The sequence below is a fragment of the Streptomyces sp. NPDC048442 genome, from assembly GCF_040651475.1.
GTDB lineage: Bacteria > Actinomycetota > Actinomycetes > Streptomycetales > Streptomycetaceae > Streptomyces.
Window position 1 is genome coordinate 15,798 of record NZ_JBEZKB010000025.1, and the last position, 26,191, is coordinate 41,988.

At 71.5% G+C, this 26,191-nt stretch carries 24 protein-coding genes; 10 read left to right on the forward strand and 14 right to left on the reverse strand.

Features of this window, described 5'->3' with window-relative positions; translation table 11 throughout:
* Positions 1-39 precede the first annotated feature (39 nt).
* Positions 40-1,161 (forward strand): hypothetical protein, encoded by a 1,122-nt coding sequence (locus AB0D18_RS30240; RefSeq protein ID WP_362425490.1) that lies wholly within the window; start codon positions 40-42, stop codon positions 1,159-1,161.
* 53 nt (positions 1,162-1,214) lie between these two features.
* Here the strand turns inward: AB0D18_RS30240 and AB0D18_RS30245 are convergent, their stop codons facing one another.
* The 4 genes from AB0D18_RS30245 to AB0D18_RS30260 all read right to left on the reverse strand — a co-directional run bounded on the left by AB0D18_RS30245 (position 1,215) and on the right by AB0D18_RS30260 (position 5,285).
* Positions 1,215-2,195 (reverse strand): iron-siderophore ABC transporter substrate-binding protein, encoded by a 981-nt coding sequence (locus tag AB0D18_RS30245; protein ID WP_362425493.1) that lies wholly within the window; start codon positions 2,193-2,195, stop codon positions 1,215-1,217.
* A 71-nt stretch (positions 2,196-2,266) separates the two neighbouring features.
* The gene (locus tag AB0D18_RS30250; RefSeq protein WP_362425496.1) at positions 2,267-3,136 is read right to left on the reverse strand and encodes an ABC transporter ATP-binding protein; all 870 of its coding nucleotides are present in this window, start codon (positions 3,134-3,136) and stop codon (positions 2,267-2,269) included.
* Positions 3,133-4,227: an iron ABC transporter permease gene (locus AB0D18_RS30255; RefSeq protein ID WP_362425499.1), complete on the reverse strand. Its 1,095-nt coding sequence runs from the start codon at positions 4,225-4,227 to the stop codon at positions 3,133-3,135. The genes AB0D18_RS30250 and AB0D18_RS30255 overlap by 4 nt, the downstream gene beginning before the upstream one ends.
* Positions 4,224-5,285, reverse strand: coding sequence for an iron ABC transporter permease (locus tag AB0D18_RS30260; protein WP_362425502.1), 1,062 nt, complete (start codon positions 5,283-5,285; stop codon positions 4,224-4,226). The genes AB0D18_RS30255 and AB0D18_RS30260 overlap by 4 nt, the downstream gene beginning before the upstream one ends.
* A 70-nt stretch (positions 5,286-5,355) precedes the next feature.
* Here AB0D18_RS30260 and AB0D18_RS30265 point away from each other — a divergent pair, with 70 nt between their 5' ends.
* Complete coding sequence (locus tag AB0D18_RS30265) at positions 5,356-6,054, forward strand: HAD family hydrolase (protein WP_362425505.1); 699 nt, start codon at positions 5,356-5,358, stop codon at positions 6,052-6,054.
* On the opposite strand, the gene AB0D18_RS30270 is transcribed toward AB0D18_RS30265, so the two are convergent.
* On the reverse strand, positions 5,982-6,329 hold the full coding sequence (locus AB0D18_RS30270) for a hypothetical protein (RefSeq protein WP_362425508.1): 348 nt from the start codon (positions 6,327-6,329) through the stop codon (positions 5,982-5,984). The two genes, AB0D18_RS30265 and AB0D18_RS30270, sit on opposite strands and share 73 nt — an antisense overlap.
* 133 nt (positions 6,330-6,462) lie before the next feature.
* On the opposite strand from AB0D18_RS30270, the gene AB0D18_RS30275 reads away from it, so the two are divergent.
* Positions 6,463-6,846, forward strand: coding sequence for a cold-shock protein (locus AB0D18_RS30275; RefSeq protein WP_362425511.1), 384 nt, complete (start codon positions 6,463-6,465; stop codon positions 6,844-6,846).
* A 39-nt stretch (positions 6,847-6,885) separates the two neighbouring features.
* Here AB0D18_RS30275 and AB0D18_RS30280 read toward each other — a convergent pair whose 3' ends face one another.
* From AB0D18_RS30280 to AB0D18_RS30295, 4 genes are all read right to left on the reverse strand, one after another.
* Complete coding sequence (locus tag AB0D18_RS30280) at positions 6,886-7,740, reverse strand: 1,4-dihydroxy-6-naphthoate synthase (protein ID WP_362425514.1); 855 nt, start codon at positions 7,738-7,740, stop codon at positions 6,886-6,888.
* Entirely contained in the window at positions 7,724-8,434 is a 711-nt protein-coding gene (locus AB0D18_RS30285; RefSeq protein WP_362425860.1) for a futalosine hydrolase, read from the reverse strand. Before AB0D18_RS30285 ends, AB0D18_RS30280 begins: the two co-directional genes overlap by 17 nt.
* Positions 8,435-8,448: 14 nt before the next feature.
* On the reverse strand, positions 8,449-8,937 hold the full coding sequence (locus AB0D18_RS30290; RefSeq protein WP_362425516.1) for a DUF2771 domain-containing protein: 489 nt from the start codon (positions 8,935-8,937) through the stop codon (positions 8,449-8,451).
* Positions 8,938-9,162: 225 nt separating this feature from the next.
* Complete coding sequence (locus AB0D18_RS30295) at positions 9,163-10,542, reverse strand: MFS transporter (protein ID WP_362425519.1); 1,380 nt, start codon at positions 10,540-10,542, stop codon at positions 9,163-9,165.
* 305 nt (positions 10,543-10,847) lie between these two features.
* On the opposite strand from AB0D18_RS30295, the gene AB0D18_RS30300 reads away from it, so the two are divergent.
* Positions 10,848-11,777 carry a DUF3027 domain-containing protein gene (locus AB0D18_RS30300; RefSeq protein ID WP_362425522.1) on the forward strand — a complete coding sequence of 310 codons (930 nt, stop codon included), beginning with the start codon at positions 10,848-10,850 and terminating at the stop codon, positions 11,775-11,777.
* A gap of 169 nt (positions 11,778-11,946) precedes the next feature.
* The gene (locus AB0D18_RS30305; protein WP_362425525.1) at positions 11,947-15,123 is read left to right on the forward strand and encodes a molecular chaperone Hsp90; all 3,177 of its coding nucleotides are present in this window, start codon (positions 11,947-11,949) and stop codon (positions 15,121-15,123) included.
* 209 nt (positions 15,124-15,332) lie between these two features.
* On the opposite strand, the gene AB0D18_RS30310 is transcribed toward AB0D18_RS30305, so the two are convergent.
* Complete coding sequence (locus AB0D18_RS30310; RefSeq protein ID WP_362425528.1) at positions 15,333-17,753, reverse strand: cation-translocating P-type ATPase; 2,421 nt, start codon at positions 17,751-17,753, stop codon at positions 15,333-15,335.
* A gap of 182 nt (positions 17,754-17,935) precedes the next feature.
* Positions 17,936-18,226 carry a DUF2530 domain-containing protein gene (locus AB0D18_RS30315; RefSeq protein WP_362425530.1) on the reverse strand — a complete coding sequence of 97 codons (291 nt, stop codon included), beginning with the start codon at positions 18,224-18,226 and terminating at the stop codon, positions 17,936-17,938.
* A 202-nt stretch (positions 18,227-18,428) separates the two neighbouring features.
* On the opposite strand from AB0D18_RS30315, the gene AB0D18_RS30320 reads away from it, so the two are divergent.
* Positions 18,429-19,898, forward strand: a complete 1,470-nt coding sequence (locus AB0D18_RS30320; protein ID WP_362425532.1) for an NCS2 family permease — start codon at positions 18,429-18,431, stop codon at positions 19,896-19,898.
* 76 nt (positions 19,899-19,974) lie between these two features.
* Here AB0D18_RS30320 and AB0D18_RS30325 read toward each other — a convergent pair whose 3' ends face one another.
* Complete coding sequence (locus AB0D18_RS30325; protein WP_362425863.1) at positions 19,975-20,157, reverse strand: ribbon-helix-helix protein, CopG family; 183 nt, start codon at positions 20,155-20,157, stop codon at positions 19,975-19,977.
* 157 nt (positions 20,158-20,314) lie between these two features.
* Between AB0D18_RS30325 and AB0D18_RS30330 the strand changes: the two genes are divergently transcribed.
* Together AB0D18_RS30330 and AB0D18_RS30335 are read left to right on the forward strand one after the other, a co-directional pair.
* Entirely contained in the window at positions 20,315-20,752 is a 438-nt protein-coding gene (locus tag AB0D18_RS30330; RefSeq protein ID WP_362425535.1) for a MarR family transcriptional regulator, read from the forward strand.
* 77 nt (positions 20,753-20,829) lie between these two features.
* Positions 20,830-22,170, forward strand: a complete 1,341-nt coding sequence (locus AB0D18_RS30335; RefSeq protein ID WP_362425538.1) for an MFS transporter — start codon at positions 20,830-20,832, stop codon at positions 22,168-22,170.
* A 350-nt stretch (positions 22,171-22,520) separates the two neighbouring features.
* Here the strand turns inward: AB0D18_RS30335 and AB0D18_RS30340 are convergent, their stop codons facing one another.
* Complete coding sequence (locus AB0D18_RS30340; RefSeq protein WP_362425541.1) at positions 22,521-22,940, reverse strand: hypothetical protein; 420 nt, start codon at positions 22,938-22,940, stop codon at positions 22,521-22,523.
* 96 nt (positions 22,941-23,036) lie between these two features.
* Here AB0D18_RS30340 and AB0D18_RS30345 point away from each other — a divergent pair, with 96 nt between their 5' ends.
* Positions 23,037-23,651: a DUF3995 domain-containing protein gene (locus tag AB0D18_RS30345; protein ID WP_362425544.1), complete on the forward strand. Its 615-nt coding sequence runs from the start codon at positions 23,037-23,039 to the stop codon at positions 23,649-23,651.
* Positions 23,652-23,710: 59 nt separating this feature from the next.
* Here AB0D18_RS30345 and AB0D18_RS30350 read toward each other — a convergent pair whose 3' ends face one another.
* Positions 23,711-24,502, reverse strand: coding sequence for a helix-turn-helix domain-containing protein (locus tag AB0D18_RS30350; RefSeq protein WP_362425547.1), 792 nt, complete (start codon positions 24,500-24,502; stop codon positions 23,711-23,713).
* A 239-nt stretch (positions 24,503-24,741) separates the two neighbouring features.
* On the opposite strand from AB0D18_RS30350, the gene AB0D18_RS30355 reads away from it, so the two are divergent.
* Complete coding sequence (locus AB0D18_RS30355; RefSeq protein WP_362425866.1) at positions 24,742-26,190, forward strand: APC family permease; 1,449 nt, start codon at positions 24,742-24,744, stop codon at positions 26,188-26,190.
* The last annotated feature ends 1 nt before the right edge of the window (position 26,191 follow it).

Genomic DNA, 26,191 nt, shown 5'->3' on the forward strand with positions numbered 1-26,191 from the left:
CACGCACAGCACAGCAGACGCAGGGGACGGACGGACGTCGTGGGCATCGAGAGCGACCAGCTGGTCTTCGACTATCTGAGCCGGGTCGGCGACCTGGCCCAGCAGCACCAGCTGAACTCCGGCGACCGCATGCGCCTGGTGTCCACGCTGCGCGGCGAGATCGACCGGCAGCGGGCGAAGGCGATCGGCGGCCCGGACAGCGTCGCCGCCGTACAGCGCATCCTCGGCAGGCTCGGCACGCCGGACGAGATCGTCGAGGCGGCGGGCGGCGGAGGCGTGGAGGCCGTCCTGGCCTCGCGTACGTCACGGAAGGTGCCGCGGCAGAGGCGTGCGGCCCAGGAGCCGGGCCGGGGCGAGAAGGCGTCCGGAACCCCCGTCGGCTTCGAGAAGCAGCCGGGGAAGCAGCCGGGCACGGAGGAGGGGAACCAGTCGGGCACGGAGGCGGGGAAGGAGTCGGGGGCGCCGTCGTGGATGCAGTCCGGGCCGTCTTCCCCGCACCTCGCCGACAGTGACGAACTCGGGCCCGGCGGCGACGACATCGAGTGGTGGCGCACCGAGCCGGGACCCTTCGGCGGCCTCGGCACCTCCGTGCCCGGCTTCACCGGCGGCGTCGAGATCCCCGAGATACTCAAGCCCCCGCCGGAGGACGACGAGGACGAGGCGGACGAGGACGACGGCGACGGCGAGGAGGACGCTGCGGGCCTGGGGCGGTGGCTGCCGCGCCGCCTCCGCCGGCGCACCCGCGCGGAGGCGGAGCAGGACGCGGAGGAGGACGCCGAGGAGGCACCGGCGCCCGTCCGCGCGGCCCTCGTGCCGCGCGGCAGCCCGTTCCTGCTCCTCGCCGCCCTGCTCCTCGTCACCGGCGCCGTGCTCGGCAACGTGCTGGTCCTCGCGGGCGGCTGGTTCCTCGCGTACTTCTCGCGGAAGATCAGCCGCGCCGAGGCGAAGTGGGCCGTACTCGGGCTGCCCGGTGTTGTCGCGGCCGGTGGTGTGGTCTGGCTGTGGGGGCGTACGGACGGACGCTGGGGCGCACCGCTGTCGACGCAGGCCGAGGGCGCGCTGAGCGACGCGATCGCGGGGCTCTGGCCCGTACTGCTGCGGACGGCGGCGGTCGCCACGGCGCTCTATCTGGTGTGGCGGGCCCGCAGGCTCGGCCGGTAACGCACGGACTGCGGCGAACGGCGAACGCGAACGGCGAGCGCGTGAGCCGGCTACTACTTCGTCAGGTCCGCCCGCAGCTCGTCCAGGATCCTGCCCGCGGCCGTGTAGCCGATGCCCTGGATCCACAACTGGTCGTCGACGCCGAAGACCTTGCCCGCCTTGACCGCGGGGATGTTCTTCCAGAGCGCCGAGTTCAGCGTCCGGGTCTGCTTGGCCTTCGCCGGGTCGCCGTACGTGGAGTGGAGGATGACGGCCGCGTCCTCGCCCGCGAGGTCGATCTTCTCGGGGCTCACGTCGTACGAGAAGCCGTCCTTGGCCTTGTCCACGACGGCGGGGCGGCCGAGGCCGACATCGGCGAGGACGGTCGCGATGTAGTTCTTCCTGCCGTAGATGCGGATGTCGGCGCCTTCGACGAAGCGCACCACATTGACCTTGGTCCGCGCCGCCTTGGCCTTGCCGCCGATCGCCGCGGTCACCTTCGCGGCGTGCGCGGTGTACTCCTCGACGGTCTTCTTCGCCTCGGCCTCCTTGCCGAGGGCCTTGGCGTGCAGCTGGAAGTTCTCCTTCCAGGGGAAGCCTGTGCCCTCGGTCATCACGGTCGGGGCGATGGCCTTCAGCTCGTCGTACTTGTCCCCGTGGCGGACCTTGCTGGTGAGGATCAGGTCGGGCTTCAGCTCGGCGACGGCCTCCAGGCTGGGGGTCATCATCTCGCCGACGTCCTTGATGCCCGCGACCTTGTCCTTGGGCAGGTAGTTCAGGAAGCCGGACTCGACGTCGGCGTGCGTGGAGCCGACCGGCTTCACGCCGAGGGTGATCGCGGAGTCCAGTTCGGCGGTGTCGAGGACGACGACGCGCCTGGGCGCCTCGGGCACTTGGACGTCGCCCATGGCGGTCTTCACGGTGCGCTTCTTCTGCTCGCCGGAGTCCGTGCCCGAGCCCTGGCCGGAGCCGCCGCACGCGGAGAGCGCGAGCGCGCCCACGGCGGCGAGGGAGACGGCGGCCGTGCGGCGAAGGAGGCGCGGTGCGTTGCTCATGAGGTGGCTGCCTTTCGGGGATCGGACTTTCGGAGAGCGGGCTTTCGGGGATCGGGCTATCGGAGAGCGGGCTACGGAAGGGCGGACGGAACAGAATCGTCCGCGTCGGCGGCGTCGGCCGTCACGGAATCCCCGTTCTCGGGCGGTGTCCACGGCGCCCCCGGCACCACCAGCGGCGACCCCGTCACCGGGTCCGGCACCACGACCGCCTCCAGGCCGAACACTTCTCGTACGAGATCCTCGGTGACCACGTCGGCCGGCGCACCCTCGGCGACGATCTCGCCCGCCTTCATCGCCACGAGGTGGTCCGCGTATCTGGCGGCCTGGTTGAGGTCGTGCAGCACCACCACGACGGTCCGCCCGCGCTCCCGGTTGAGCTGCCTGACCAGGTCGAGGACCTCCACCTGGTGGGAGATGTCGAGGTACGTCGTCGGCTCGTCGAGCAGCAGCAGATCGGTCTCCTGGGCGAGGGCCATCGCGATCCACACGCGCTGGCGCTGGCCGCCCGACAGCTCGTCCACGGACCGCTCCGCCAGCGCTGCCACGTCCGTACGCTCCATGGCGTCCGTGACGGCCCGCTCATCCTCTGCGGACCACTGCTTCCACCAGGCCTGATGCGGCTGACGGCCGCGTGACACGAGGTCGGCGACGGTGATGGCCTCGGGTGCGACGGGCGTCTGCGGCAGCAGCCCGATCGACTGGGCGATCTTCTTGGTGGGGATCCTCGCCAGCTCGGCGCCGTCGAGGAGCACCGCCCCGCCCTTGGGCTTCAGCAGCCGTCCGAGCGCCCGCAGCGTGGTCGACTTCCCGCACGCGTTCGGGCCGACGATGACGGTGACCCGTCCGTCGGGCACCGCCAGGTCCAGTTCGTGGACGACGGTGCGGTCCTCGTAGCCGAGGGTCAGCGAGGCCGCCCGCAGCCGTGACGCGTCGGAACTCATGCCTTGCCTCCTGTACGCCCACTGTGTCCACGCACGATGAGCCAGATCAGATACGGGGCGCCCACCGCCGCCGTGAGCACGCCCACCGGCAGTTCGGTGGGCGAGAAGAGCCTGCGGGCGAGCAGGTCCCCCAGTACGACGATGACCGCACCGAGCAGCGCCGAGCACACCAGCGGAATCTGCGCGGTCCGCGTCAGCCTGCGCGCGATCTGCGGCGCGAGCAGCGCCACGAAGTCGACGGGCCCTGCCGCCCCGGTCGCCACCGACGCCAGGACGACACCGAGCGCGACGAGGCCCAGCCGCACCCGCCCGAGCCGCACGCCGAGCGCCACGGCCGTGTCGTCGTCCATTCCGGCCGTGCGCTGCGCCCGCGCCGCCCACGCGATGCCGGGCAGCAGCACAAGGAGCACCCACCCGAGGGTGGCCGCCTCTTCCCAGCCGCGCCCGTTGAGCGACCCGGTCATCCAGATCTGCGCCTGCTGTGCGACGAGGTAGTCGCCCTTCGTCATGAAGAGCTGGGTCACCGACCGCAGCGCGATCGCGAAGCCGATGCCGATCAGCACGAACCGCGTCGCGTGCAGCCCGCCGCGCCACGCGAAGACGTACACCAGCGCCGCGGCCAGCACCCCGCCGACGACGGACAGGTACGGCAGTACGTCGTACGACGTGACGCCGAAGATCATCGCGCCGACGGTGAGCGCACTCGCGCCCTGGCTGATGCCGATGATGTCGGGGCTGGCCAGCGGGTTGCGGGCCACGGTCTGGATGAGCGCCCCCGCGACCCCGAAGGCCAGCCCGACCTGCAGTCCGACGGTCATCCGGGGCAGCCGCAGCGTCCCCACGACGAGTTCGCTGTGCGACTCCTGCCCGAAGAGCACCCGCAGCACTTCGCCCGGCGCCACGAAGCGTTCCCCGACGCACAGGTACGCGACGCACACCGCGGCGAGCGCCGCCGCGAGAGCGCCCGCGACGAGGGCCGCCCGGCGGTGCAGCAGGAACGACGCGCTCCCGGCCCGTACGAGCGTGTACCCGGCGGGACGGACCCGCACGGCAGCGGTCGCGGGGGCGGGGGTGGTGGCCGTCGTGCTCATGCCGGCACCGCCTTCCTGCGTACGAGTGCCACCAGGAACGGCACCCCGATCAGCGCCGTCATCACGCCCGCCGGCACTTCGCTCGGCGGGAAGACCAGCCGCCCGATCACGTCCGACACCAGGAGCATGACCGGCCCGATCAGCGCCGCCATCGGCAGCACCCACCGGTGGTCGCTGCCGACGACCGCCCGCGCGATGTGCGGCACGGCGAGACCGATGAACGCGATCGGCCCGGCGGCGGACACCGCGACACCGGTCAGGACCGTCGCGCCGAGGCCGCCCACGATCCGCACCAGCGCGACGTTCTGCCCGAGCCCCTTCGCCACGTCCTCGCCCAGCGCGAGCGCGTCGAGCCCACGCGCCACGGCCAGTACGAGCACCACGCCGACCACCAGGAACGGCCAGATCTGGCCAATGATCTCCGCGTCCCGTCCGGCCACCGAACCCACCTGCCAGAACCGGAACTCGTCCATCGCGGCGGCCTTCGTCGTCAGCACCGCCATCGTCACCGACACCAGCAGCGCGTTGATCGCCGCGCCGCCCAGCGCAAGCTTCACGGGGGTCGCGCCGCCACGTCCGCCCGAGGCGATCGCGTACACCGCGACCGACGCGAGCGCCGCTCCCGCGAACGCGAACCACACGTACCCGCTGAGCGTGTGCACGCCCGCGAACGCGATCGCGAGGACCACGCCCACCGAGGCGCCCTGGCTGATGCCGAGGATTCCGGGGTCCGCGATCGGGTTGCGGGTGATGCCCTGGAGGGCGGTTCCGGCGATCGCGAGGGCCGCGCCGACCATCAGCCCGATGACGGTGCGGGGCACCCGCATCTGCCGGACGACCTCGGCGTCGGAGGAGTTCCCGCCGTGCAGCAGCGCGTCGAACACCGTCGCCGGGGCGACGCTGCGCGCACCCAGCGCAAGGCTCAGCAGTACGGCCACCAGCAGTGCCGCCACCGCGAGCACGGTCAGGCCGACCCGGCGGGAGACGGTCGCGCTGCGGATCCCGGGCGGTGGGGCGGACCTGGACAGGGGTGGGGCGGCGGTCGGCATCGGTCCCATTCCGGAGGCTGGGCAGGCAGGTTAGGCGGACCTAAGTGTACGGGCGGGGGTGAGCGGGCCTCCCGGCACAATGGCACTCATGACCACTACTGGACCGCCTCTTCCCGGGCCCGCCGTCGGCTTCGACCTCGACATGACCCTGGTCGACTCCCGCCCCGGCATCCGGGCCGCCTACCAGCAGCTTTCCGCCGAAACCGGGGTGGAGATCGACGCCGACCTGGTTGTCACCCGGCTCGGCCCTCCCCTTGAGGACGAGATCGCCAACTGGTTCCCCGCCGAGCGGATCGAGGAGGCCGCGAACCGCTACCGCGCGCTCTACCCCTCGTACGCGATCGCACCCAGCACCGCGCTTCCGGGCGCCCGCGAGGCTGTCGAAGCGGTGCGGGCGGCGGGCGGCCCGGTCGTCGTCGTCACCGGCAAGTGGGAGCCCAACGCCAAGCTGCACCTCGCGCACCTGGGCATCGAGGTGGACGCCGTCGTCGGCAACGTGTGGGCGGAGGGCAAGGCCCTCGCGCTGCGCGAGCACGGGGCGGCCGTCTACGTGGGGGACCACCTCGGCGATGTACGGGGCGCACGCGCGGCGGACGCGCTCTCGGTCGCCGTGACGACGGGACCGTACGGCGCCCAGGCGCTGAAGGAAGCGGGCGCGGACGTGGTCCTGGCGGACCTGACCGCCTTCCCCGCCTGGCTCGCGGACTACTGCGCGGCGGAAGCGGCGGAAGCCGCGGGCGTGGCGCCTGCGGGAGAGGCCGAGACCGCCTTGGCCTGATGCCTCTGCACCGCGATCGACTGGAGCACCCCTGCCGCCGCGATCACGAAACCGACGCCCATCAGCATGCAGACGGCGTACGCCACCGACGGGAACGGCTCCGTCTTCAGGAACAGTGGGGCGACTGTGACCAGCGTGGCGATCGCGCCGGCGAAGAAGGTGATCGCACCGATGCGAACCAGCCGATCGCCGGCTCCGGACTCTGTCGTGGGGGTTTCATTGCTCACCCGGCAAGGGTAGTTCCCAGCCCTGAGGTTCAGCCTCGGGGGAAGCATTCAGCGACCCTTGTCAGCAGCGCACAGAGCATTAGCCTGGTGAGTGGCAGGTCGACGGTGACCTGCCGCAGTGCTATCCGGAGCCGTTTTCGCGGCTCTCCGGACCCGACGAGTACGAGGACGAGGACAGACGGTGCCTACCGGCAAGGTCAAGTGGTTCAACAGCGAGAAGGGCTTCGGCTTCCTCTCCCGCGACGACGGCGGCGACGTCTTCGTCCACTCCTCGGTGCTCCCGGCAGGTGTCGAGGGCCTCAAGCCCGGCCAGCGCGTGGAATTCGGCGTCGTCGCCGGTCAGCGCGGTGACCAGGCCCTTTCGGTGACGGTCCTCGACCCGACCCCTTCGGTCGCCGCGGCCCAGCGCCGCAAGCCCGACGAACTCGCGTCGATCGTGCAGGACCTGACGACGCTCCTGGAGAACATCACCCCGAGCCTGGAGCGGGGCCGCTACCCCGACAAGGCGGCGGGCGCGAAGATCGCCGGCCTGCTGCGGGCGGTGGCGGACCAGCTCGACGTGTAGCTCGTAGTACGTAGCCCGTACGTACGCAGCCCGTACGTACTACGGGAAATTCAGCGCATCGCGGCCGAGGGGCGGAACGAGCCCCTCGGCCGCCGCACGTTCCAGAAGTCCGCGCACCGCCGCGTACCCGTCCTCGCCGAGCTCCGCCGTGAACTCGTTCACGTAGAGGCCGATGTGCTGGTCGGCGACCGCCGGGTCCATCTCCTGCGCGTGCGCCAGTACGTACGGACGTGAGGCGGCGGGATCGTCCCACGCCATCCGCACGGACGTCCGCGCCGCCTCGGCCAGCTCCCGCAGCCGCGCCTCGCCCAGCGAACGCTTCGCGATGATCGCGCCGAGCGGGATGGGCAGCCCGGTGGTGGCCTCCCAGTGCTCGCCCATGTCGGCGAGCTTGTGCAGGGAGTAGTTCTGGTAGGTGAAGCGCGCCTCGTGGATGACGAGTCCCGCGTCCACGAGCCCGTCGCGCACCGCGGGCATGATCTCGTCGAACGGCATGACGACGACCTCGCCGACCTTGCCCGGCACGACGTCGGCCGCCCACAGCCGGAACAGCAGATACGCCGTCGAGCGCTCGCTCGGCACGGCGACGGTCTTCCCCGTCAGGTCGACGCCCGGCTCGCGGGTGAGGACGAGCGGGCCGCAGCCCCGGCCGAGCGCCCCGCCGCACGGCAGCAGCGCGTAGTCGTCGAGGACCCACGGCAGCACGGCGTACGACACCTTGAGCACGTCGAACTCGCCGCGCTCGGCCATGCCGTTGGTGATGTCGATGTCCGCGAAGGTGACGTCGAGCTCCGGCGCCCCTGGCACCCGCCCGTGCGCCCACGCGTCGAAGACGAAGGTGTCGTTGGGGCAGGGCGAGAAAGCTGTCTGCAAGGCATCAGCCGTGGTGGTCATGTGGTGTCCAACCCTCCAGTACGGGCCTGAGCTTCCCGAAGGCGTCGCTCAGCGCGGCGAGCGCGTCCCCGATCCGCCAGGCGTCGCGGTCGCGCGGCCCGACGGCGTTGGAGACGGCACGGATTTCGAGCACCGGCAGTCCGAACAGGGCGGCGGCCTCCGCGACCCCGAACCCCTCCATCGCCTCGACGGCGGCGTACGGATGCCGCGCGCGCAGCTCGGCGGCGCGGGCGGCGGTGCCGGTGACGGTGGAGACGGTGAGGGCGGTGCCCGTGGCGGCTCCGGTGGCCTGCGCCGCCGTACGTACGAGAGCGGCGGGCGGCAGGTGCTCGACGGTCCCGAAGCCGAGCCCGGTGACGGATACGTACCCCTGCGCGGTCTCGGCGCCGAGATCGGCGGCGACGATCGCATCCGCGACGACGACGGAGCCGACCGGCGCGACGTCCGCGAACCCGCCGCCGATCCCGGCGGAGATCACCAGGTCGTACGGGGCGGAGGCGGGGGCGGCGCCGGCGGGGGCCGTGGTGGCGAGGCCCGTGGTGGCGAGGGCCAGTGCGCGGGCGGTGGATGCTGCGGCGGCGGCAGGGCCGACTCCGCCGGAAATCACGTCGCAGCGGACCGTGTCGCAGCCCCCGAACGCACGCGTGACCGCGTCCCGCTCAGCGGGGACCGCGGTCACGACGAGGACGTTCACGGGGATCACGGGGGTCAGGAATCCTTCTCCAGCTTGAAGCTCCACACGCCGATGAGCTTCTTTCCGCCGGTCTCGACGATGCTGACCGTCGCTTCCTTGGCGGGCGGAGCGCCCTGCTGGCCGCTGGTGAAGAACGCGTTGCCGGGGATGGACCGGTACGTCTTCTTGAACGGCTCCTGCTCGGCGGGCTGCCCGTTGATGAAGACCGTCCAGCCGTTCTCGGCGACCTCGGGGTCGACGCCCAGGCGGACCTTGTCCTCCATGGAGACCTTGATGGACTTGGCGGGCTTCTTGTTCAGGCAGCCCGGGGTCTCCTTCTCGCTGATGCCCGCATCGCCGTGGGCGTAGCAGGCAGCCTCGGAGTTCACCGATTCCGAGCCGACCGTGAGGGTGGCGCGCGGAGTCGGCTTGTCGCAGGCGGAGAGGACGAGCAGCCCGGCGGAGACAACGCCGAGGGCGGCAGCGGTACGGCGGGCCTTGCCCGAGAACAACGCAACGGTCATGCGCGAAGGCTATCGCCCGGATGCTGTTCGGCTGCGCCGGGGGGTTTGCGGGGTGTTGGTGGCGTGAGCTGCCGGGCTGCGCCCGGGGCCCGGGGGTTGCCCGTCCGGGCGGGGTTTTCCGCGTGCGGGTGCGTTGTGGCTGGTGGCGCCCACGCGGCGGAGCCGCATATTGATACAGCCCCGCGCCCCTGACGGGGCGCCCCTGAAGGGGCGCTCCTGGAATGGTTAGCGGACTCGGGGGCGGCTTTTTCCGTGGCCGGCGCCCAGCAGGCCTCGTACCGACAGGAGTACTCCGGCCGCCACCAGTGCCGCTGCCACGCTCATCCCCAGCCAGGCCACCAGGGGCAGCACGATGCCGATCGCTCCGCCCGCGACCCAGGCCACCTGCAGCAGCGTTTCGGACCTGGCGAACGCCGAGTTGCGTACCGCCTCCGGTACGTCGCGCTGGATCAGTGCGTCCAGGGACAGCTTTCCCAGGGCCTGGCACAGTCCCGCCGTCGCCCCCAGTGCCGCCACCAGCACCCCGCTGAAGAAGACGGCGGTCAGCGCGGACACTCCCAGCGCGATACCGAGCACGGTCGCGATGATCAGTTCCGGTGCGCGTGACTTCAGCCAGGCGCCGACCGCCGTTCCCACCGCGTTCCCCAGGCCCGCCGCGACTCCGACGATTCCGAGCGAGACCGCCGCGCTCTGCCCGGCCAGCGGGTGCTGGCGCAGCAGGAAGGCGAGGAAGAAGATCAGGAAGCCGGAGAGTGCGCGCAGGGCCGCGTTCGCCTGGAGGGCGTGGACGACGGACGGGCCGACGTCGCGAAGGCCCCGCCCGGGGCGTTCCGGCGCCTCTTCCTCCCCCGGATGTTCGGAGGCCAGATGGGCGCGTCTTTCACCCTTGGCGGAGTCCACCTTTCCGGGCAGGGAGAAGGCGAGGAAGGTGCCGGCCACGAAGACGAGGAAGGCCCCGTACAGCGGCCAGGCAGGGCCGACGCGCTGGAGCGCCGCCCCGATCGGCGCAGCGGCCCCCGTCGCGAGCAAGCCTGCGAGGGTCACCCGCGAGTTCGCCTTGACCAGCGAGAAGCGGGGTGGCAGCAGTCTGGGCACGACCGCGCTCCGTACGACTCCGTACGCCTTCGAGGCCACCAGCACGCCCAGCGCCGCCGGGTACAGCTCGATGCCGCCGGTCGCCACCGCCCCCGACATGGCGAGGGCCAGTACCGCCCGCGCCAGCATCGCGCCCGCCATCGCGGCCCGCCGCCCGTGCGGCAGCCGGTCCAGAAGCGGGCCGATCACCGGGGCCAGCAGAGTGAAGGGCGCCATGGTGATCGCGAGGTAGAGCGCGACGCGGCCCCGGGCCTCGTCGGTCGGTACGGAAAAGAAAACCGTCGAGGCGAGTGCGATTGTGATCAATACGTCGCCCGCGCCGTTGACGGCGTGCAGTTCGATGAGCTTTCCGAGCCCCGACTCACCCGCGCCGTGGGCGTGCGTGGCGCGCCGGATGCCCCGCGCCGTACCGGTGAACGGCAGGTGGAGGGCGCGACCGACCGCCCGGCCCGCCTTGCGCAGCGGCCCAGTTGGGACGTACGAGCGTGACGACGAACGTGCGCTGGCCACCCCGCCATAGTGCCCCAAAGACGCGCGGGCACCGCCCGACCCGAACCAGGATTCGGACGTGCAGGTGGGATGGGGGCGGCGGAGGGGGTAGCGTGCGTAGCGCGCCACCGGCGGTTGTCCTCGGCCGCGCGCCTCTCAGCGATCCCGCAGAATGGATGGCGGAAGGTGTGCCCGAGGCAGGTAGGTAGGTCGGGCGCGGACGTCGACGCGGCCCTTCGGTCCGCTCCGCCCGCAGCTCGTACATCCATCTACATCGCTCCTCGGCAGGCGCACCCGTGATACGGCGTAGGAGAGAAGCGAAACCTGTGAGTGCTGCGACGACGAGAAGCCGTACCCCTGACCGTCTGTGCGCCGAAGCGGTCGACCTCGCGCGCGAGGCTGCCGAGGAGGCTGCGTACCCCGGGGTGGTCGGCGAGCACATCACTCTGTTCTCCGAGGGCGACCGGGTGGTCACCCACCTCTTCGAGGCCAAGGAGCCCGGCTACCGCGGCTGGCGCTGGGCCGTCACGGTGGCCCGCGCGTCCCGCGCGAAGGTCGTCACCCTCGACGAGACGGTGCTGCTGCCCGGCCCGGACTCCCTCCAGCCCCCCGAATGGGTGCCGTGGAGCGAGCGGCTGCGCCCCGGCGACATGGGCCCCGGCGACCTCCTCCCGACGGAGGCCGAGGACCTCCGGCTGGAGCCCGGCTGGACGGGCGAGGACGCCCCGCCGCCGAACTCCCTCCTCTCCGAGGAGATGGAGTCCCAGGCCCTCGCCGAGGTGGTGGACGCCGAGGATGCGGAACTGACCGCTCCGGTGACGCCGGTCCCCGTGCGCGGCTCGATCACCTCCGTGGCCGAAGAGCTCGGCATGCGCCGCGCCCGCGTCCTGTCCCGCTACGGCCTCCACCTGGCGGCCGACCGCTGGGACGAGGAGTACGGCCCGAAGACCCCGATGGCGCAAGCGGCCCCCGCCACCTGTGTCTCCTGCGCGTTCCTCATCCCGGTCTCCGGCTCGCTCGGCCAGGCCTTCGGCATCTGCGCGAACGAATTCGGTCCGGCGGACGGCCACGTCGTGTCGCTCTCGTACGGCTGCGGGGGGCACTCGGAGGCGGCGGTCATGCCGAAGACGCCGAAGCCGACGGGGCCGGTGCACGACTCGATGGCGGTGGATGCGTTTCCGCTGAGGCCGGACCCGGAGGGTGGTTCCGTGCCCGGCGCCATGGACCCGGAGTCGGAGGACCTGGGTCACTCCTGACCCCGTATTAAGGGGCGCGGGGAACTGCGCAGAACGCCGGCCCCCACGCACCCGCACAAAGTCCACCGGCTCCCCGCCGGGGAGGACTGTCCGGCCGCTCACCGGGCAGGGGCATGGGTCAGCCGCGCGGTACCTTGCACGCCGCAGACCACGACAGAGGAGCACCACCGTGAGCGCATCGGAGACGGACACCACCCCGGGCGACCCGTTCGGCACAGCTCGACTGCGGCGCGGTGTGCTGGACGCCTGGACCGCGACCCCGGCCCGTTTCCGGGAGGACGCGAACGCGGAGGAGGACCTCGCCCTCGGCGGCTACCGCGACCGGCTCGTCGTGGAGCTCGCGCAGAACGCAGCCGACGCGGCGGGACGCGCGGGAGTCGCCGGGCGGCTGCGACTGACCCTGCACCCGGCCACCGCCGACGGGCCCGCCGTGCTCGCCGCCGCGAACACCGGTGCTCCGCTGGACGCCGTCGGCGCGGAATCCCTCAGCACTCTGCGGGCCTCCGCAAAGCGCGAGGACACCGACACCGCCGTCGGCCGCTTCGGGGTCGGCTTCGCCGCCGTCCTCGCGGTGAGCGACGAGCCCGCAGTGCTCGGCCGGCACGGCGGTGTGCGCTGGTCGCTCGCCGAGGCGCGCGGGATGGCGGAGGAGTCCGCACTCCGCAGCCCCGGCCTCGCCGACGAACTCCGCCGCCGCGACGGCCATGTGCCGCTGCTGCGGCTGCCGTTGCCCGCCGAGGGGACCGCACCCGAGGGGTACGACACGGTCGTCGTGCTCCCGCTGCGCGACTCGGCGGCCGTGGCGCTGGTCGAGCACCTGCTCGTCGCCATCGACGACGCACTGCTGCTGACGCTGCCGGGTCTGAGCGAGGTCGCCGTCCAGACGCCCGAGAGCGTACGGACGCTGTCGCGGTCGGTGGACGGGGCGTACGTCCACATCAAGGACAGCCGGAACGAGAACGGCCGCAACGAGGACGGCCGGAACGAGGACGGCCGGAACGAGGACGGCCGGAACGAGGACAGCACGACCCGCTGGCGTACGGCTGCCGCGTCGGGCCCCCTCACCCGCGCCCTCCTCGCGGACCGCCCCGTCGAGGAACGCCTGCGCCCGCACTGGTCCCTCACCTGGGCCGTCCCCGTCGACGACGACGGGTCCCCGCTGCCGCCGCGCACCGCACGCGTCGTGCACGCCCCGACGCCGACCGACGAGCCGCTGGGCATGCCCGCGCTGCTCATCGCCTCGCTGCCGCTGGACACCACCCGCCGGCACCCCGCCCCCGGACCGCTCACCGACTTCCTCGTGGAGCGGGCGGCCGACGCGTACGCCGAACTGCTGAGCGGCTGGGACCCGGTCTCCATCGGCACGCTCTCCCTCGTCCCCGGGCCGCTGGGCAAGGGCGAGCTGGACGGAGCGCTGCGCGCCGCGATCGTCGCCCGGCTGCCCCGCATCCCCTTCCTCCTGCCCGCCGCGCCCACCGAGGAGCAGCCCGCACTGCGCCCGTTCGAGGCGGAGGTCGTGGAGGGGGCGGGCGAGGAGACCGTACGCGTACTGGCGGAAGTCCTGCCCACCCTGCTGCCCGCCGGGCTCGAACGGCGGGCGGAACTGCGGACGTTGGAGGTGGGGCGGCTCCCGCTCGGTGACGCCATCGAGCGCATCGCAGGCGCCGAGCGCGCTCCCGGCTGGTGGCGCCGGCTGTACGAGTCGCTGGCCGGCGTCGACCCGGACCGCCTGGCGGGACTCCCGGTGCCGCTCGCCAACGGGCGTACCGCGATCGGCCCCCGGCAGGTGCTGCTGCCGCTCCCGGACACCCACGCCCCCGAGCAACTCGCCAGGCTGGGGCTGCGCGTCGCGCACGCGGAGGCCGTGCACCCCCTCCTGGAGAAGCTGGGCGCACTGCCCGCGACACCGCGCGCCGTACTGACAACCCCCCAGGTGCGGGCGGCAGTTGCGGGCTCGCTGGACGGTTCGGACATCTGGGACGAGGACGCGCTCGACGCGGACGAGCTGACCGATACGGTCCTCGGCCTCGTACGGGACGCGGATCTGGTGCCGGGCGACGAGCCGTGGCTGGGCGCGCTGGCCCTGCCGGACGAGGACGGGGAGCTGTCCCCTGCCGGTGAACTCGTGGTACCGGGATCGGACTTCTCCCTGGTCATGCGGGAGGACGAACTCGCCCTGGTCGACCAGGACCTGGCGGACAAGTGGGGCGAGTCGGTGCTCGCCGCCGTCGGCGTGCTGGCCACCTTCGCCCTCGTACGGGCGACGGACGTCGTGCTCGACCCGGACGAACTCGAACCGCGCGACGGGGACTTCGCCGAGCCGGACGACGCCGGGCTGCTGGACGCCGTGGACGTGTGGTGCGAGGACATCCTCGACCAGCTGCCCGACATGCCGGTGCCGCCGGTGGCGACGGAGATCGTCGCCGTACGGGACCTGGACCTGGTCGACGACGACAAGTGGCCCCGCGCCCTCGCGCTGCTGGCGCAGCCGCCGCTGCGGGACGCCCTCACTCAGCAGGTGCGGGTGCTGCTGCCGGACGGGACGACGCGGTCGGTGCGGCCGTACACGGCGTGGTGGCTGCGGGACCACCCGGTCCTCGACGGACGCCGCCCGGCGGGCCTGCTGGCGGCGGGCGGGGACGCCCTGCTGGAGGGCCTGTACGACGAGGCCGACGCGACCGGCTTTGAGGACGAGCAGGTGCTGCGGGCACTGGGCGTACGCACCTCGCTGGCCTCGCTGCTCGCCGAGCCGGGCGGGGCTGCGGAACTCCTCGGCCGGCTCGCGGACCCGCGGAGCGAGGTCGACGAACACCAACTGCACGCGCTGTACACGGTGTTGGCGGACCTGGACCCGGAGCAGGTGACGCTCCCCGACGAGCTGCGCGCCGTCGTCGACGGGCGGGTGGAGGTCGTGGACGCGGCCGACGCGCTCGTCGCGGACGCCCCGGACCTGCTGCCGCTGACCGGCGGCCTGGCCCTGCTGCCGGTGTCGCCGTCGCGGGCGGCCCGGCTGGCGGAGCTCTTCCAGGTACGGGGGCTGGGGGAGACGGTGCCGGGGGAAGTGAGCTCGGAGGGCGCCGAACGGGAGGTTCCGGCGGCGGTACGGGAGCTGCTGGGGTCGCGGACCCCGGCGACGTACCTCGAACACGAGGAGCTGCTCGGGGGCGGCGTGGAACTGGACTGGCGCGGGACGCCGGACGGGGTGCTGCACGCGTCCACGCTGGAGGGTGTCGCTGCCGGCCTGGCCTGGGCGGCGGGGCAGTGGCCCCGGCGTTTCGAGGTGGCGGCGCTTCTGGAGGACCCGACGCGGAGGGTGGAACTGGCCCGCAACAGGTGGTTCGACTAAGCCCTGAGCGCGGTCCCACCGCCCCCTAGCCTCCTTGGGCAGCGGGGCCGCCCCCCGGGGGCGGGACGGGTGGGCAAGGGGGCGGCCCCACGCGGAGCGCGCCCCCTCCGCGCCCGCTGCTGCACATCGTGCGGGTGCGTCGTGGCTGGTCGCGCAGTTCCCCGCGCCCCTAACTGCCTGCCCCTCAGCCCCGCGCCCCTAAATGCCGTCTACGCCGGCCACCTGCGGCCGACCCACCTCCACGACCCCTCCAGCAGCGCCGCCGCCGCCGCGGCAATGCCCACCGCCGTCCACGGCATCGTCGTTCCGATCAGCTTCAGTGCGAAGAAGTCCTGCAGCCACGGCACCGCCAGGACCAGCAGGAACCCGGCTCCCATCGTCGCCACCAGCGCGATCCGCCACCACGTGTACGGCCTGGCGATGATTGCCAGTACCCACATCGACACCAGGAAGAGCGTCAGCGTCGCCGCGCTCGTTTCGGCGGCCAGTGCATCGGGGCCCGAGTAGTGGGACCGTGCCAGCAGGTACGTCGCGAAGGTGGCGACCGCCGCGATGGCCCCGCTCGGGATCGCGTACCGCATCACCCTCCGCACGAAGTGCGGCTTCGCCCGCTCCTTGTTGGGGGCGAGGGCGAGGAAGAAGGCCGGGATGCCGATCGTCAGCGTCGAGAGCAGGGTCAGGTGGCGGGGCAGGAAGGGGTACTCGACCTGCGAGCAGACCACCATGATGGCGAGGAGGACGGAGTAGACCGTCTTCGTCAGGAAGAGCGTCGCCACGCGCGTGATGTTGCCGATGACCCGGCGGCCTTCGGCGACCACCGACGGGAGGGTGGCGAAGCTGTTGTTCAACAACACGATCTGCGCGACGGCGCGCGTCGCCTCCGAGCCCGAACCCATCGAGACGCCGATGTCGGCGTCCTTCAGGGCGAGTACGTCGTTGACGCCGTCGCCCGTCATGGCGACCGTGTGGCCCTTCGACTGGAGGGCCGCGACCATGTCCCGCTTCTGCTGCGGCGTAACCCGCCCGAAGACCGCGTTCGAGTCGAGGACCGCCGCCATCTCGGCCTGATCGGTCGGGAGCCGGCGTGCGTCGATCGTGTTCTCGGCGCCCGGCAGTCCCAGCTTCCCGGCCACCGCGCCGACCGACACCGCGTTGTCGCCCGAGATCACCTTGGCCGCCACGTCCTGGTCGGCGAAGTAGGCGAGGGTCTCGCCGGCGTCCGGGCGCAGCCGCTGTTCCAGGACCACCAGGGCGCTCGCGGTGGCTCCCGCGCCCACCTCCGGATCGCTCAGCTCACCCGCCGCACGGGCGAGCAGCAGCACCCGCAGCCCCTGCGCGTTCAGCTCGTCGATCTCGGCGAGGGCCGGGTCGTCGGCCGGCAGCAGCACGTCCGGGGCGCCGAGCAGCCACGTCGAGTTCTCGCCCGTACCGTCGCTGAAGGACGCCCCGCTGTACTTCCGCGCGGAGGAGAAGGGGAGGGACTCCTGGACCCGCCACTCCGCCTCGTCCGGGTACTTGTCCTTGATGGCCGTCAGGCTCGCGTTCGGGTGCGGGTCGGACTCGCCCAGCGCGCCCAGGACCTGCCGTACGTACGCCTCGTCCGTGCCGTTCAGCGCCCGCAGCTCCGTGACGTCCATGCCGCCCTCGGTGAGCGTGCCCGTCTTGTCGAGGCAGACGACGTCGACCCGGGCCAGGCCCTCGATCGCGGGCAGCTCCTGCACCAGGCACTGTTTGCGGCCGAGCCGGATGACGCCGATGGCGAAGGCGACCGAGGTGAGGAGGACCAGGCCCTCGGGGATCATCGGGACGATGCCGCCGACGGTGCGGGCCACGGAGTTCTTGAAGTCGTTCTCCTTCACGACCATCTGGCTGATGATCAGCCCGATCGCCGTCGGGATCATCATCCACGTCACGTACTTGAGGATCGTGGAGATGCCGGAGCGCAGTTCGGAGTGGACGAGCGTGAAGCGGGACGCCTCCTCGGCGAGCTGCGCCGCGTACGCCTCCCGGCCGACCTTCGTCGCCGTGAACGCGCCGCCGCCCGCGACCACGAACGAGCCCGACATCATCGCGTCGCCCGGCTTCTTCAGCACCGGGTCGGCCTCGCCGGTCAGCAGCGACTCGTCGACTTCGAGGCTGTCGGCCTCCGCCACCTCGCCGTCGACCACGACCTTGTCGCCCGGCCCCAGCTCGATGACGTCGCCGAGGACGATCTGTGACGTCGAGATCTCGGCGGCCACCCCGTCGCGCCGCACCGTCGGCTTCGCCTCGCCGATGACCGCGAGCCCGTCGAGGGTCTTCTTGGCGCGCAGCTCCTGGATGATGCCGATGCCGGTGTTCGCGATGATCACGAAGCCGAAGAGGCTGTCCTGGATGGGCGCGACGAACAGCATGACGATCCACAGCACGCCGATGATCGCGTTGAAGCGGGTGAAGACATTGCCCCGGACGATCTCCGACATCGAGCGCGAACTGCGCACCGGAACGTCGTTGACCTCGCCCCGCGCGATCCGTTCCGCCACCTCGGCGGTGGTCAGCCCGGACGCGCGCACGGCGACCGGCCGTTCGGAGGCGGGCGCTTCCACCGGGTGTACGGGGTCCAGCTCCGAGCCCGCGTCAATGTGCGTCATGCACTCGACCGTACGACCGGATGTCCGGGTCTACCCGTCGAGGGACCGGATTTCAGGGCCACCGGGAGGCAAGATCAGACCTCGGTACGAGGCGGCTTGACCGCGAGATGTATACCGGTGGCGGCTTTTGTCGGTTACGGGGCCCTCGGGCATTGCCGGGCTGTCGGTTACGGAGTCGCCGGTTACGGGGCGGAGGGCGTGCCCTCGCCGGCAGCCTGCGCCGCCTTCTCCGCCGCGAACCGCTTCAGCGCCGCGTCGCGCCCCCGTACGTACCAAATGCCGATGAGGCCGAGTCCGGCGCCGGCCAGCGGCGTCCAGTACCACCAGACCAGGTCGCGGTCGGCGAACCAGCCGTAGAACGCGGCCTGGGCGAGGAAGATCACGAACCAGATGATCGTGCCGCCGACGATGGTGCCGACGACGGGCCCCTCCAGGGGCTCCGGTGCTTCGTGCTTCGCTGTCCACTTCGCCATGTCAGCAGTGTAGGCCGCAGCCGGGAAGGGGTCGCGGGAAGGCCGTCGGGCCGGGCGCCCCATGGGTCTACGCGCGGAGATACCGATCTTCAACTTATGCATTCATACTGAAACAACCGTCGTTTGACTGATTCTGTTCGTCGGAACATCCAAGTCTGACCGGTTTCCCCGCCTTTCGTCGCCCCATCCCGTGAGGTCACGCATGCCCCCCGCCAGCTCCCCGGTGGACGCCGCCGAACAGTCGCCCGCCCCGAAGCCGACGCAGTCGCAGCCGGGGCCGGTCAACGGACTCGACCGGTTCTTCAAGATCACCGAGCGGGGTTCGACGGTCTCCCGCGAGCTGCGCGGCGGTCTCGCCACCTTCTTCGCGATGGCGTACATCATCGTGCTGAACCCGATCATCCTCGGCAGCGCCAAGGACATGTACGGGCACCAGCTCGACAACGGCCAGCTGGTCACCGCGACCGTCCTGACCGCCGCCCTCTCCACGCTCCTCATGGGTGTCATCGGCAACGTCCCGATCGCGCTCGCGGCCGGCCTCGGCGTCAACACCGTCGTGGCCCTCCAGCTCGCGCCCAGGATGAGCTGGCCGGACGCGATGGGCATGGTCGTCCTCGCCGGTGTCATCGTCATGCTGATGGTCGCCACCGGGCTCCGGGAGCGCGTGATGAACGCGGTGCCGCTGGGTCTGCGCAAGGGCATCGCGATCGGCATCGGCCTGTTCATCATGCTGATCGGCCTCGTCGACTCGGGCTTCGTCTCCCGCATCCCGGACGCCGCGCACACCACCGTCCCGCTCCAGCTCGGCACGGGCGGCCACCTCGACGGCTGGCCGGTCCTGGTCTTCGTCCTCGGCGTCCTGCTGACGCTCGCCCTGCTGACCCGCAAGGTGCCCGGCGCGATCCTGATCTCGATGGTCGTCATGACCGTCCTCGCGATGATCATCCACGCGGTCGCCGACGTGAAGAGCTGGGGCCTGACGACGCCCGAGTGGCCCGGCAACCCGGTCGCCGCGCCCGACTTCGGGCTGCTCGGCAAGGTCAGCCTGTTCGGCGGCTTCGAGAAGGTCGGCATCCTCACGGGTGTCCTCTTCGTCTTCTCCGTACTCCTCTCCTGCTTCTTCGACGCGATGGGCACGATCCTCGCGGTCGGCGACGAGGCCAAGCTGACGGACGCGAAGGGCAACCTGCCGGGCGTCAACAAGGTGCTCCTGGTCGACGGTCTCGCCGTCGCCGCCGGCGGCGGAACCTCCTCCTCCGCCACCACCTGCTTCGTGGAGTCCACGGCCGGTGTCGGCGAGGGCGCGCGCACGGGGCTCGCGAACATGGTCACCGGCGGCCTCTTCGCCCTCGGCCTGTTCCTGACGCCGATCGTCACGATGGTCCCGTCGCAGGCGGCGACGCCCGCACTGCTCGCGGTCGGCTTCCTGATCATGGCCGGGTCGATCAGGGGCATCGACTGGAGCGACTACACGATCGCGATCCCGGCGTTCCTGACGATGCTGATGATGCCGTTCACGTACTCGATCACGAACGGCATTGGCATCGGCTTCGTCAGCTTCTGCGTGCTGCGGCTGGCGGCCGGGCGCGGGCGCGAGGTGCCGGTGGCGATGTACGCCGTGTCGGCGGTCTTCGCCTTCTACTACCTGATGCCGGCGCTGGGTCTGACGTAAGCGCCTTGTGCGCACGGGGTCCACACGGGCTCACGCGGCTTGTACGCGCGGACTCAGGCAGCTTGTACGCACGGGCTCACGCAGCGCCGTAGAACTTCTCCGTCTCGTCGACCGCCGTTTTGAAGCGCTCGTCGAAGTCGTCGCGAATGAGCGTCCGGACCACATAGTCCTGGACGCTCATTCCGCGTTTTGAGGCATGGTCCCGGAGTCGGTCGAGGAGATCGCCGTCTATCCGCAGGCTGAGCACTGACGAATCCATCGCTGGTGGGGTCACCGCCCCAGGGTCGGTCCGGGGCCGGGCAGTGCGTGTCACTTTCCGACCCGTTCTCACTCGTACGGGTGACTTCTGCCACCACGCCCCGTGCCTCTGTGGCGGGGGTGGTCTTTAGAGTGGGTAATGAGTTACGCTAACAAACATGCCTGACCTGTCCCACGGCGACAACGCCGCCGCCGTGAACGCCCTCCGCTCCGCAGTCATGCTGCTCGGCCGGCGTCTGAAGCACCAACGAGTCGACGAGTCGCTGAGCCCCACCGAGATGTCGGTGCTCGGCACCCTCGCCCGCTGCGGCTCCGCCACACCCGGCGAGCTGGCCCGCAAGGAACACGTACAGCCGCCTTCGATGACTCGCATCGTGGCGCTGCTCGAAGCGAAGGGCCTGGTCAGGCTGGAGCCACACCCCGAGGACCGCCGGCAGAAGGTGGTCAGCCAGACCGAGACCGCCGAGGCGATGCTCGAAGAGAGCCGCCGCAAGCGGAACGTCTGGCTGTCCCGTCTCGCCGACGGTCTGGACGAGGACGAATGGGCGAAGCTGCGCGCTGCCGCCCCGGTCCTGGAAAAACTCGCCCACCTGTAAGTGCCAGTTGGCTGGCCTGCCCAGGGTGGGCCCCTGCCGCTATCGACCCCGCGCGCCGCCAAGGAGGCGAACCCACATTGAGTACGGGATCCGGAGCAGACTCCGCCCCCGCACCGACCACCCCCAAGCAGTCCATGTTCAGCTCGCTCAGGAACCGGAACTACCGGCTCTTCGCAAGCGGGCAAGTAGTTTCCAACACCGGCACCTGGATGCAGCGCATCGCCCAGGACTGGCTGGTGCTGTCGCTCACCGGGTCGGCGTCCGCCGTCGGCGTGACGATCGCTCTCCAATTCCTCCCGATGCTGCTCTTCGGCCTGTACGGAGGCGTGCTCGCCGACCGCCTGCCGAAGCGGCCGCTGCTGCTGGTCACCCAGTCCGCGATGGGCCTGACCGGTCTCGCGCTGGCCGTCCTGACGCTGACCGGGCACGTCGAGGTCTGGCACGTGTACGCGACGGCCTTCGTCGGCGGACTCGTCACGGTCGTCGACAACCCGGCCCGGCAGACCTTCGTCGCCGAGATGGTCGGCCCGGCCGACATCCAGAACGCGGTCAGCCTGAACTCCGCGAACTTCCAGTCCGCGCGGCTGGTCGGCCCGGCCGTGGCCGGTGTCCTGATCACCGCCGTGGGAAGCGGCTTCGCCTTCCTCCTCAATGGCCTCTCCTTCCTCGCGCCGATCGCCGGCCTGCTGATGATGCGTACGTCCGAACTCCACAAGGTGGAGCGGACGCCGCGCGGCAAGGGGCAGTTGAGGGAGGGACTGCGGTACGTCGCGGGCCGCCCCGACCTGATCTGGCCGATCGTGCTGGTCGGCTTCATCGGCACGTTCGGGTTCAACTTCCCGATCTGGCTGACGGCCTTCACCGACGACGTCTTCCACGAGGGCGCGGGAACGTACGGGCTCCTCAACACCCTCATGGCGGCGGGCTCACTGGCGGGTGCGCTGCTGGCCGCCCGGCGCGGCACGTCGCGCCTGCGGCTGCTGGTCGGTGCCGCGGTGCTGTTCGGCGCCCTCGAAGCGGTCACCGCCTTCGCGCCGTCCTTCTGGCTGTTCGCGGCGCTGATGGTGCCGATCGGGATGTGCGGCCTGACGGTCAACGTCACGGCGAATTCGAGTGTCCAGATGGCGACGGACCCCGCGATGCGGGGGCGCGTCATGGCCCTCTTCATGATGGTGTTCACCGGCGGTACGCCGCTGGGAGCCCCGCTCCTCGGCTGGATCACGGACACGTACGGTGCGCGGATCGGCTTCGCGGCGGGCGGCGTGATTTCCGCTCTGGCCGCGGCGGGGGTGGGGGTGCTGCTCTGCAGGGTGGGCGGCCTCCGGCCGAAGCTGGATCTGCGGAAGGGGCACCGGCATCTGCAACTGGTGCCGAGCGCGCGGGCGGCTCGCCGCAAGGAACTGGTGGCGGTGGCGTAGCCCGCGGCCCCGCGGCCCCGCGCCCCCGCCCCCGATTCCCTGGCGCTCTTGGGCAGAGAGGCATGGTGCGGGTGCGTCGTGGCTGATCGCGCAGTTCCCCGCGCCCCTAAAAGATTGCCCCCTAGCCCTTAGCCCCTTTGAGCCCCCTAGCCCTCTTGGGCAGCGGGGCCGCCCCCCGGGGGCGGGACGGGTGGGCAAGGGGGCGGCCCCTACGCGGAGACCGCCCCTTCGCGCCCGCCCCCGCTCCCCTCGGGCGCGCTGGGCCGCCGTCGGTGGAGTAGGCGCCTCCCTGTGGTCACAGGCCCCGCAAAGGGTTGTCCCGAGCCGGGAACGGGGATCGGGACCCGTCGCTACAGCTCGTAGTCCTGGGCCAGTTCCTCCCAGCGAATGCTGCGAAGCGCGAGATCGGCATCCTCGCCCGCCGGTACCTCCGGTGTGGGCTGGAACCAGGCGACGACGAGGGCGGAACCGTCCATTGCCGGGTCGAGCGCCGTGGAGGCGAAGAGACCGACGCAGGTCACGGAGGGCAGCACCTCGACGGGGCCGAAGGCGCCGGCGGTCTCGTCCGGGTACTCGCGGGAGGGCGGAACGAGATGGACCGGCGTGGCGGGAAACGCGCGCTCGGCCTGCGCCCGGAGCCAACCGGTCTTCCGGTCGTTGACGGGCTTGCAGGGGTAGCCCTCCAGCAGCCCCCCGTAGGTCGAAGACATCCGCAGCTCGGTGAGCCGGAGCGAACGACCGGACAGGAGGGCTATGTGACTCAGTGACATGCCGACACCCTATGTACAGGTGGCTCCCCCGCACGGGGGAGGCTGATCGTTCGTACGGCCGACGCCCTGTTGTCGAGGGTCGGCGACGGTGGAGCCGTGACGATCAAGCATTCTTTGGACGCACCAGTGCGTCAGGAGCCGGGCCGGGCGCTCCGCCTCCGCCTGGGCAGGTGGCCCGGGTTCGCCGTTGCGGCGTGGGGGGTTCTGTTCGCGCTCCCCAGTTTCGTCTGGGCGTCGGGCAGCACCTTCGGTGCGCGGTCGACGGTGGCTCCGTCGCTGGTGAAGCTTGCCGATGACCGGGTGGCGTGGTTCGTGGCCGTCTTGTGGGTGACCGGTTTCCTGAAGCTCTTCGGGGCGTTGATCGGTATCGGCCTGACGTGCCGTCGCGGCAAGTGGGCGGGCCGGTTCATGGTGTTCTGCGGCGGTGGCGCGACGGTGCTGCTCGTCTGGCACGGATGTCTGTTCGTCGTCCACGGAGTGCTGGTCGAGGCGGGGGTGCGCGCTGTCGCGCCCGATCTGGCCGGGCTGACCCGCTGGTACCTCTACCTGTGGGGGCCGTGGTTCATCGCCGGCGGCCTGGCCTTCGCCGCAGCCGCCACGCATTACGTCCGCCGACTCGATGGCCGGCGCGAGGTGCGGTTCTACGGCTCTGTGGGTGCGCTGGGTGCGCTGTTCCTTTCGTTGGCCTCGGTGGTCACGGGGATTGGCTGACGGCTGTCACGCGGCTCCCGGTCACGGGGATTGGCTGACGGCTGTCATGCGGCTCCCGGTCACGGAGCGCCGGACGGTCTAAGGCCCTCGATCGCTGCCAGCACCAGATCCAGCGCCCCTTCGAACGCCGACCCCGCCATCACCGGCAGGTGCTCCCGTACCGCGTACAGGTTCGGGTACTCCTCCTGCGACACCTCCGCGTACGCCGACGCCCACGCTCCCGCGTCCGCCTCCTGCTGTTCGGGGCGCAGGCCCTGGACCGCCGCGTCCAGGGCCGCGTGGCCCAGGACCGTGTCGACGAAGGCGTGGTAGTGGCGTACCGCCGTCTCCTCGTCGAAGCCCGCCGCGCGCAGCAGGCCGATGCCCGTGTCGATGGCGCGCTGTTCGTTCGGGAGGCGGGTGACGCGGAAACCGCTCAACAGGGCGGCCCGCGGGTGGCGTTGGGCCGAGTGGTAGGCGCGTACGCCGAACTCCCGTAGCGAGGCGCGCCAGTTGGCGGGGTCGGGGTCCGGGGTGAAGCCTGCCATCGTGTCGGCGATCAGACGGTCGCCGAGCGCCAGGTGCAGGTCCTCCACCGAGCGGAAGTAGCGGTAGACCGCGCTCGGGTCGGCGCCGAGGGCCTGGCCCAGCCTGCGCATGGTCAGGGCTTCCGCGCCGTGCTCCTCGACCAGGGCGAGCGCCTTCTCGACGATCGACTCCGCGGACAGGACGGCCCCGGAGCGTGTCGGCCGGCGCCGCTTCCGTTCGGCCGGAACGCGTGCCGCGTCACCGCGCGTACCGCCGCGTGTGCCGCTCTGCGTACCGCCGCGCGCGTCGCTCTGCGTACCGCCGCGTGTGCCGTTCGCTGCCATTGGTCCGAGGCCCCCTCGACGATCTCCGTTCTCCTGCGGGCCAGTTAACCACCGTGTTACGTCAACACCATTGACATAAGTCTGACGGCGGCTGTTTCATCGGCGCACACCGCCCTTAAGCCCAGGACCCGCCAGGAGTGTGCGCCGTGCCCCCGAACACGCAGCAGCCACCGTCCGAGCCGCAGCAGGCGCCGCAGCAGGCGCCCGCCCTGCGCCGCTCCCTCGGCGTCAAGGACGGCATGGCCATCGCCGCCTCCAGTACCGCCGCCACCACCAGCATCGGCATCGGGATGGGGTCGCTGGCCGCCTACGCGGGCCGGCAGACGCCGGTGCTTCTGCTCATCGCGTTCCTGCCGATCATCGGCATCGCTCTCGCGTACGCCCGCCTCAACCGTGTCGAGCCCAACTGCGGCAGCGGCTACACGTGGGTGGGGCGCTCCATCGGGCCCTGGTCCGGGTTCCTCACCGGGTGGGTCGTCCTCGTCGGGACCATGATCTTCATGGCGTACACCGGGGCGGTGACCGGCTCGGTCATCCTCCAGTTCCTCAACAAGCTCGGCCTCGAATCCTTCCTCGGCATCGCCCTGGACCCGTCCTCCACCGGCATCAGCACCGTCGTCGGCCTGGTCGCACTCGTCGCGGTCACCATCACCGCGATCACCGGAGTGAAGGGCGCGACGCGCCTCCAGCTCGGGCTGCTGATCTTCGAGTACGCCGTACTGATCGTCTTCTGCGGGTGGGCGATCGCCGCCGGCGACCAGCCCTTCTCCCTCTCCTGGCTGAACCCCTTCGAGATCGGGTCCGGGCAGTCCCTCGCCCAGGGGCTCGTCCTCGCCGTCTTCATCTTCTGGGGCTGGGACGCCGCGTTCAGCGTCAACGAGGAGAGCAAGGACCCGCGCGACGCGGCCCGCGGCGGCTTCATCGCGCTCCTCACCATGCTGGGTCTCTTCCTCTTCGCGTCGATCGCCTTCCAACGGGTCATGTCCACCGACCAGTTGGTGGAGAACGGGCCGCAGGCCCTCACCTTCCTCGGCTCGCACCTCGCCGCCGAGCCGTGGGCCTCGCTGCCCCTCGCCGCCCTCATGTGCTCGGCCTTCGCGTCCCTCCAGTCGAGCGTCATCCCGACCGCCCGCGGAAACCTGGCCATGGGCCGCGACCGTACGCTCGGAAAGATGTGGACCCGCATCCACCCGCGCTTCGGCACCCCGGCCGTCGGCACGCTCGTCCTGATGGCGATCGCCGCCGGAATCTCGGTCCTCGCGGTCGGCATTCCCAAGCTCAACGACATGATCCTCACCGCCGTGAACTCCATCGGCCTGATCGTCGCCCTCTACTACGGCCTCACCGCCCTCGCCTGCGCGGTCCGCTTCCGCAGCTCACTGCGGGCGGGTGCCCGTGAGGCGATCGCCGCCGTGATCGTGCCGGCCGCGAGCGGCCTCGCGCTCTTCGTGCTCGGCGGGTACCTGGCGTACACCTACGCCACGATGAGCGATCACTTCGAGGCGAGCCCGGACAACGGGTGGTTCATGCTGACCATTCCGGTGGCGGTCGTCGGGTCCGGCTTCCTGGCGGCGGCGATCGCCAAGTGGGGCCGCAAGTCTCCCTACTTCACCCGCGAGGGGCGCGGCCGGGGAACCGACCCCGACGCACTCGTCCTGCCCATGGACCAGACCCCCGCCTCCCTCTGAC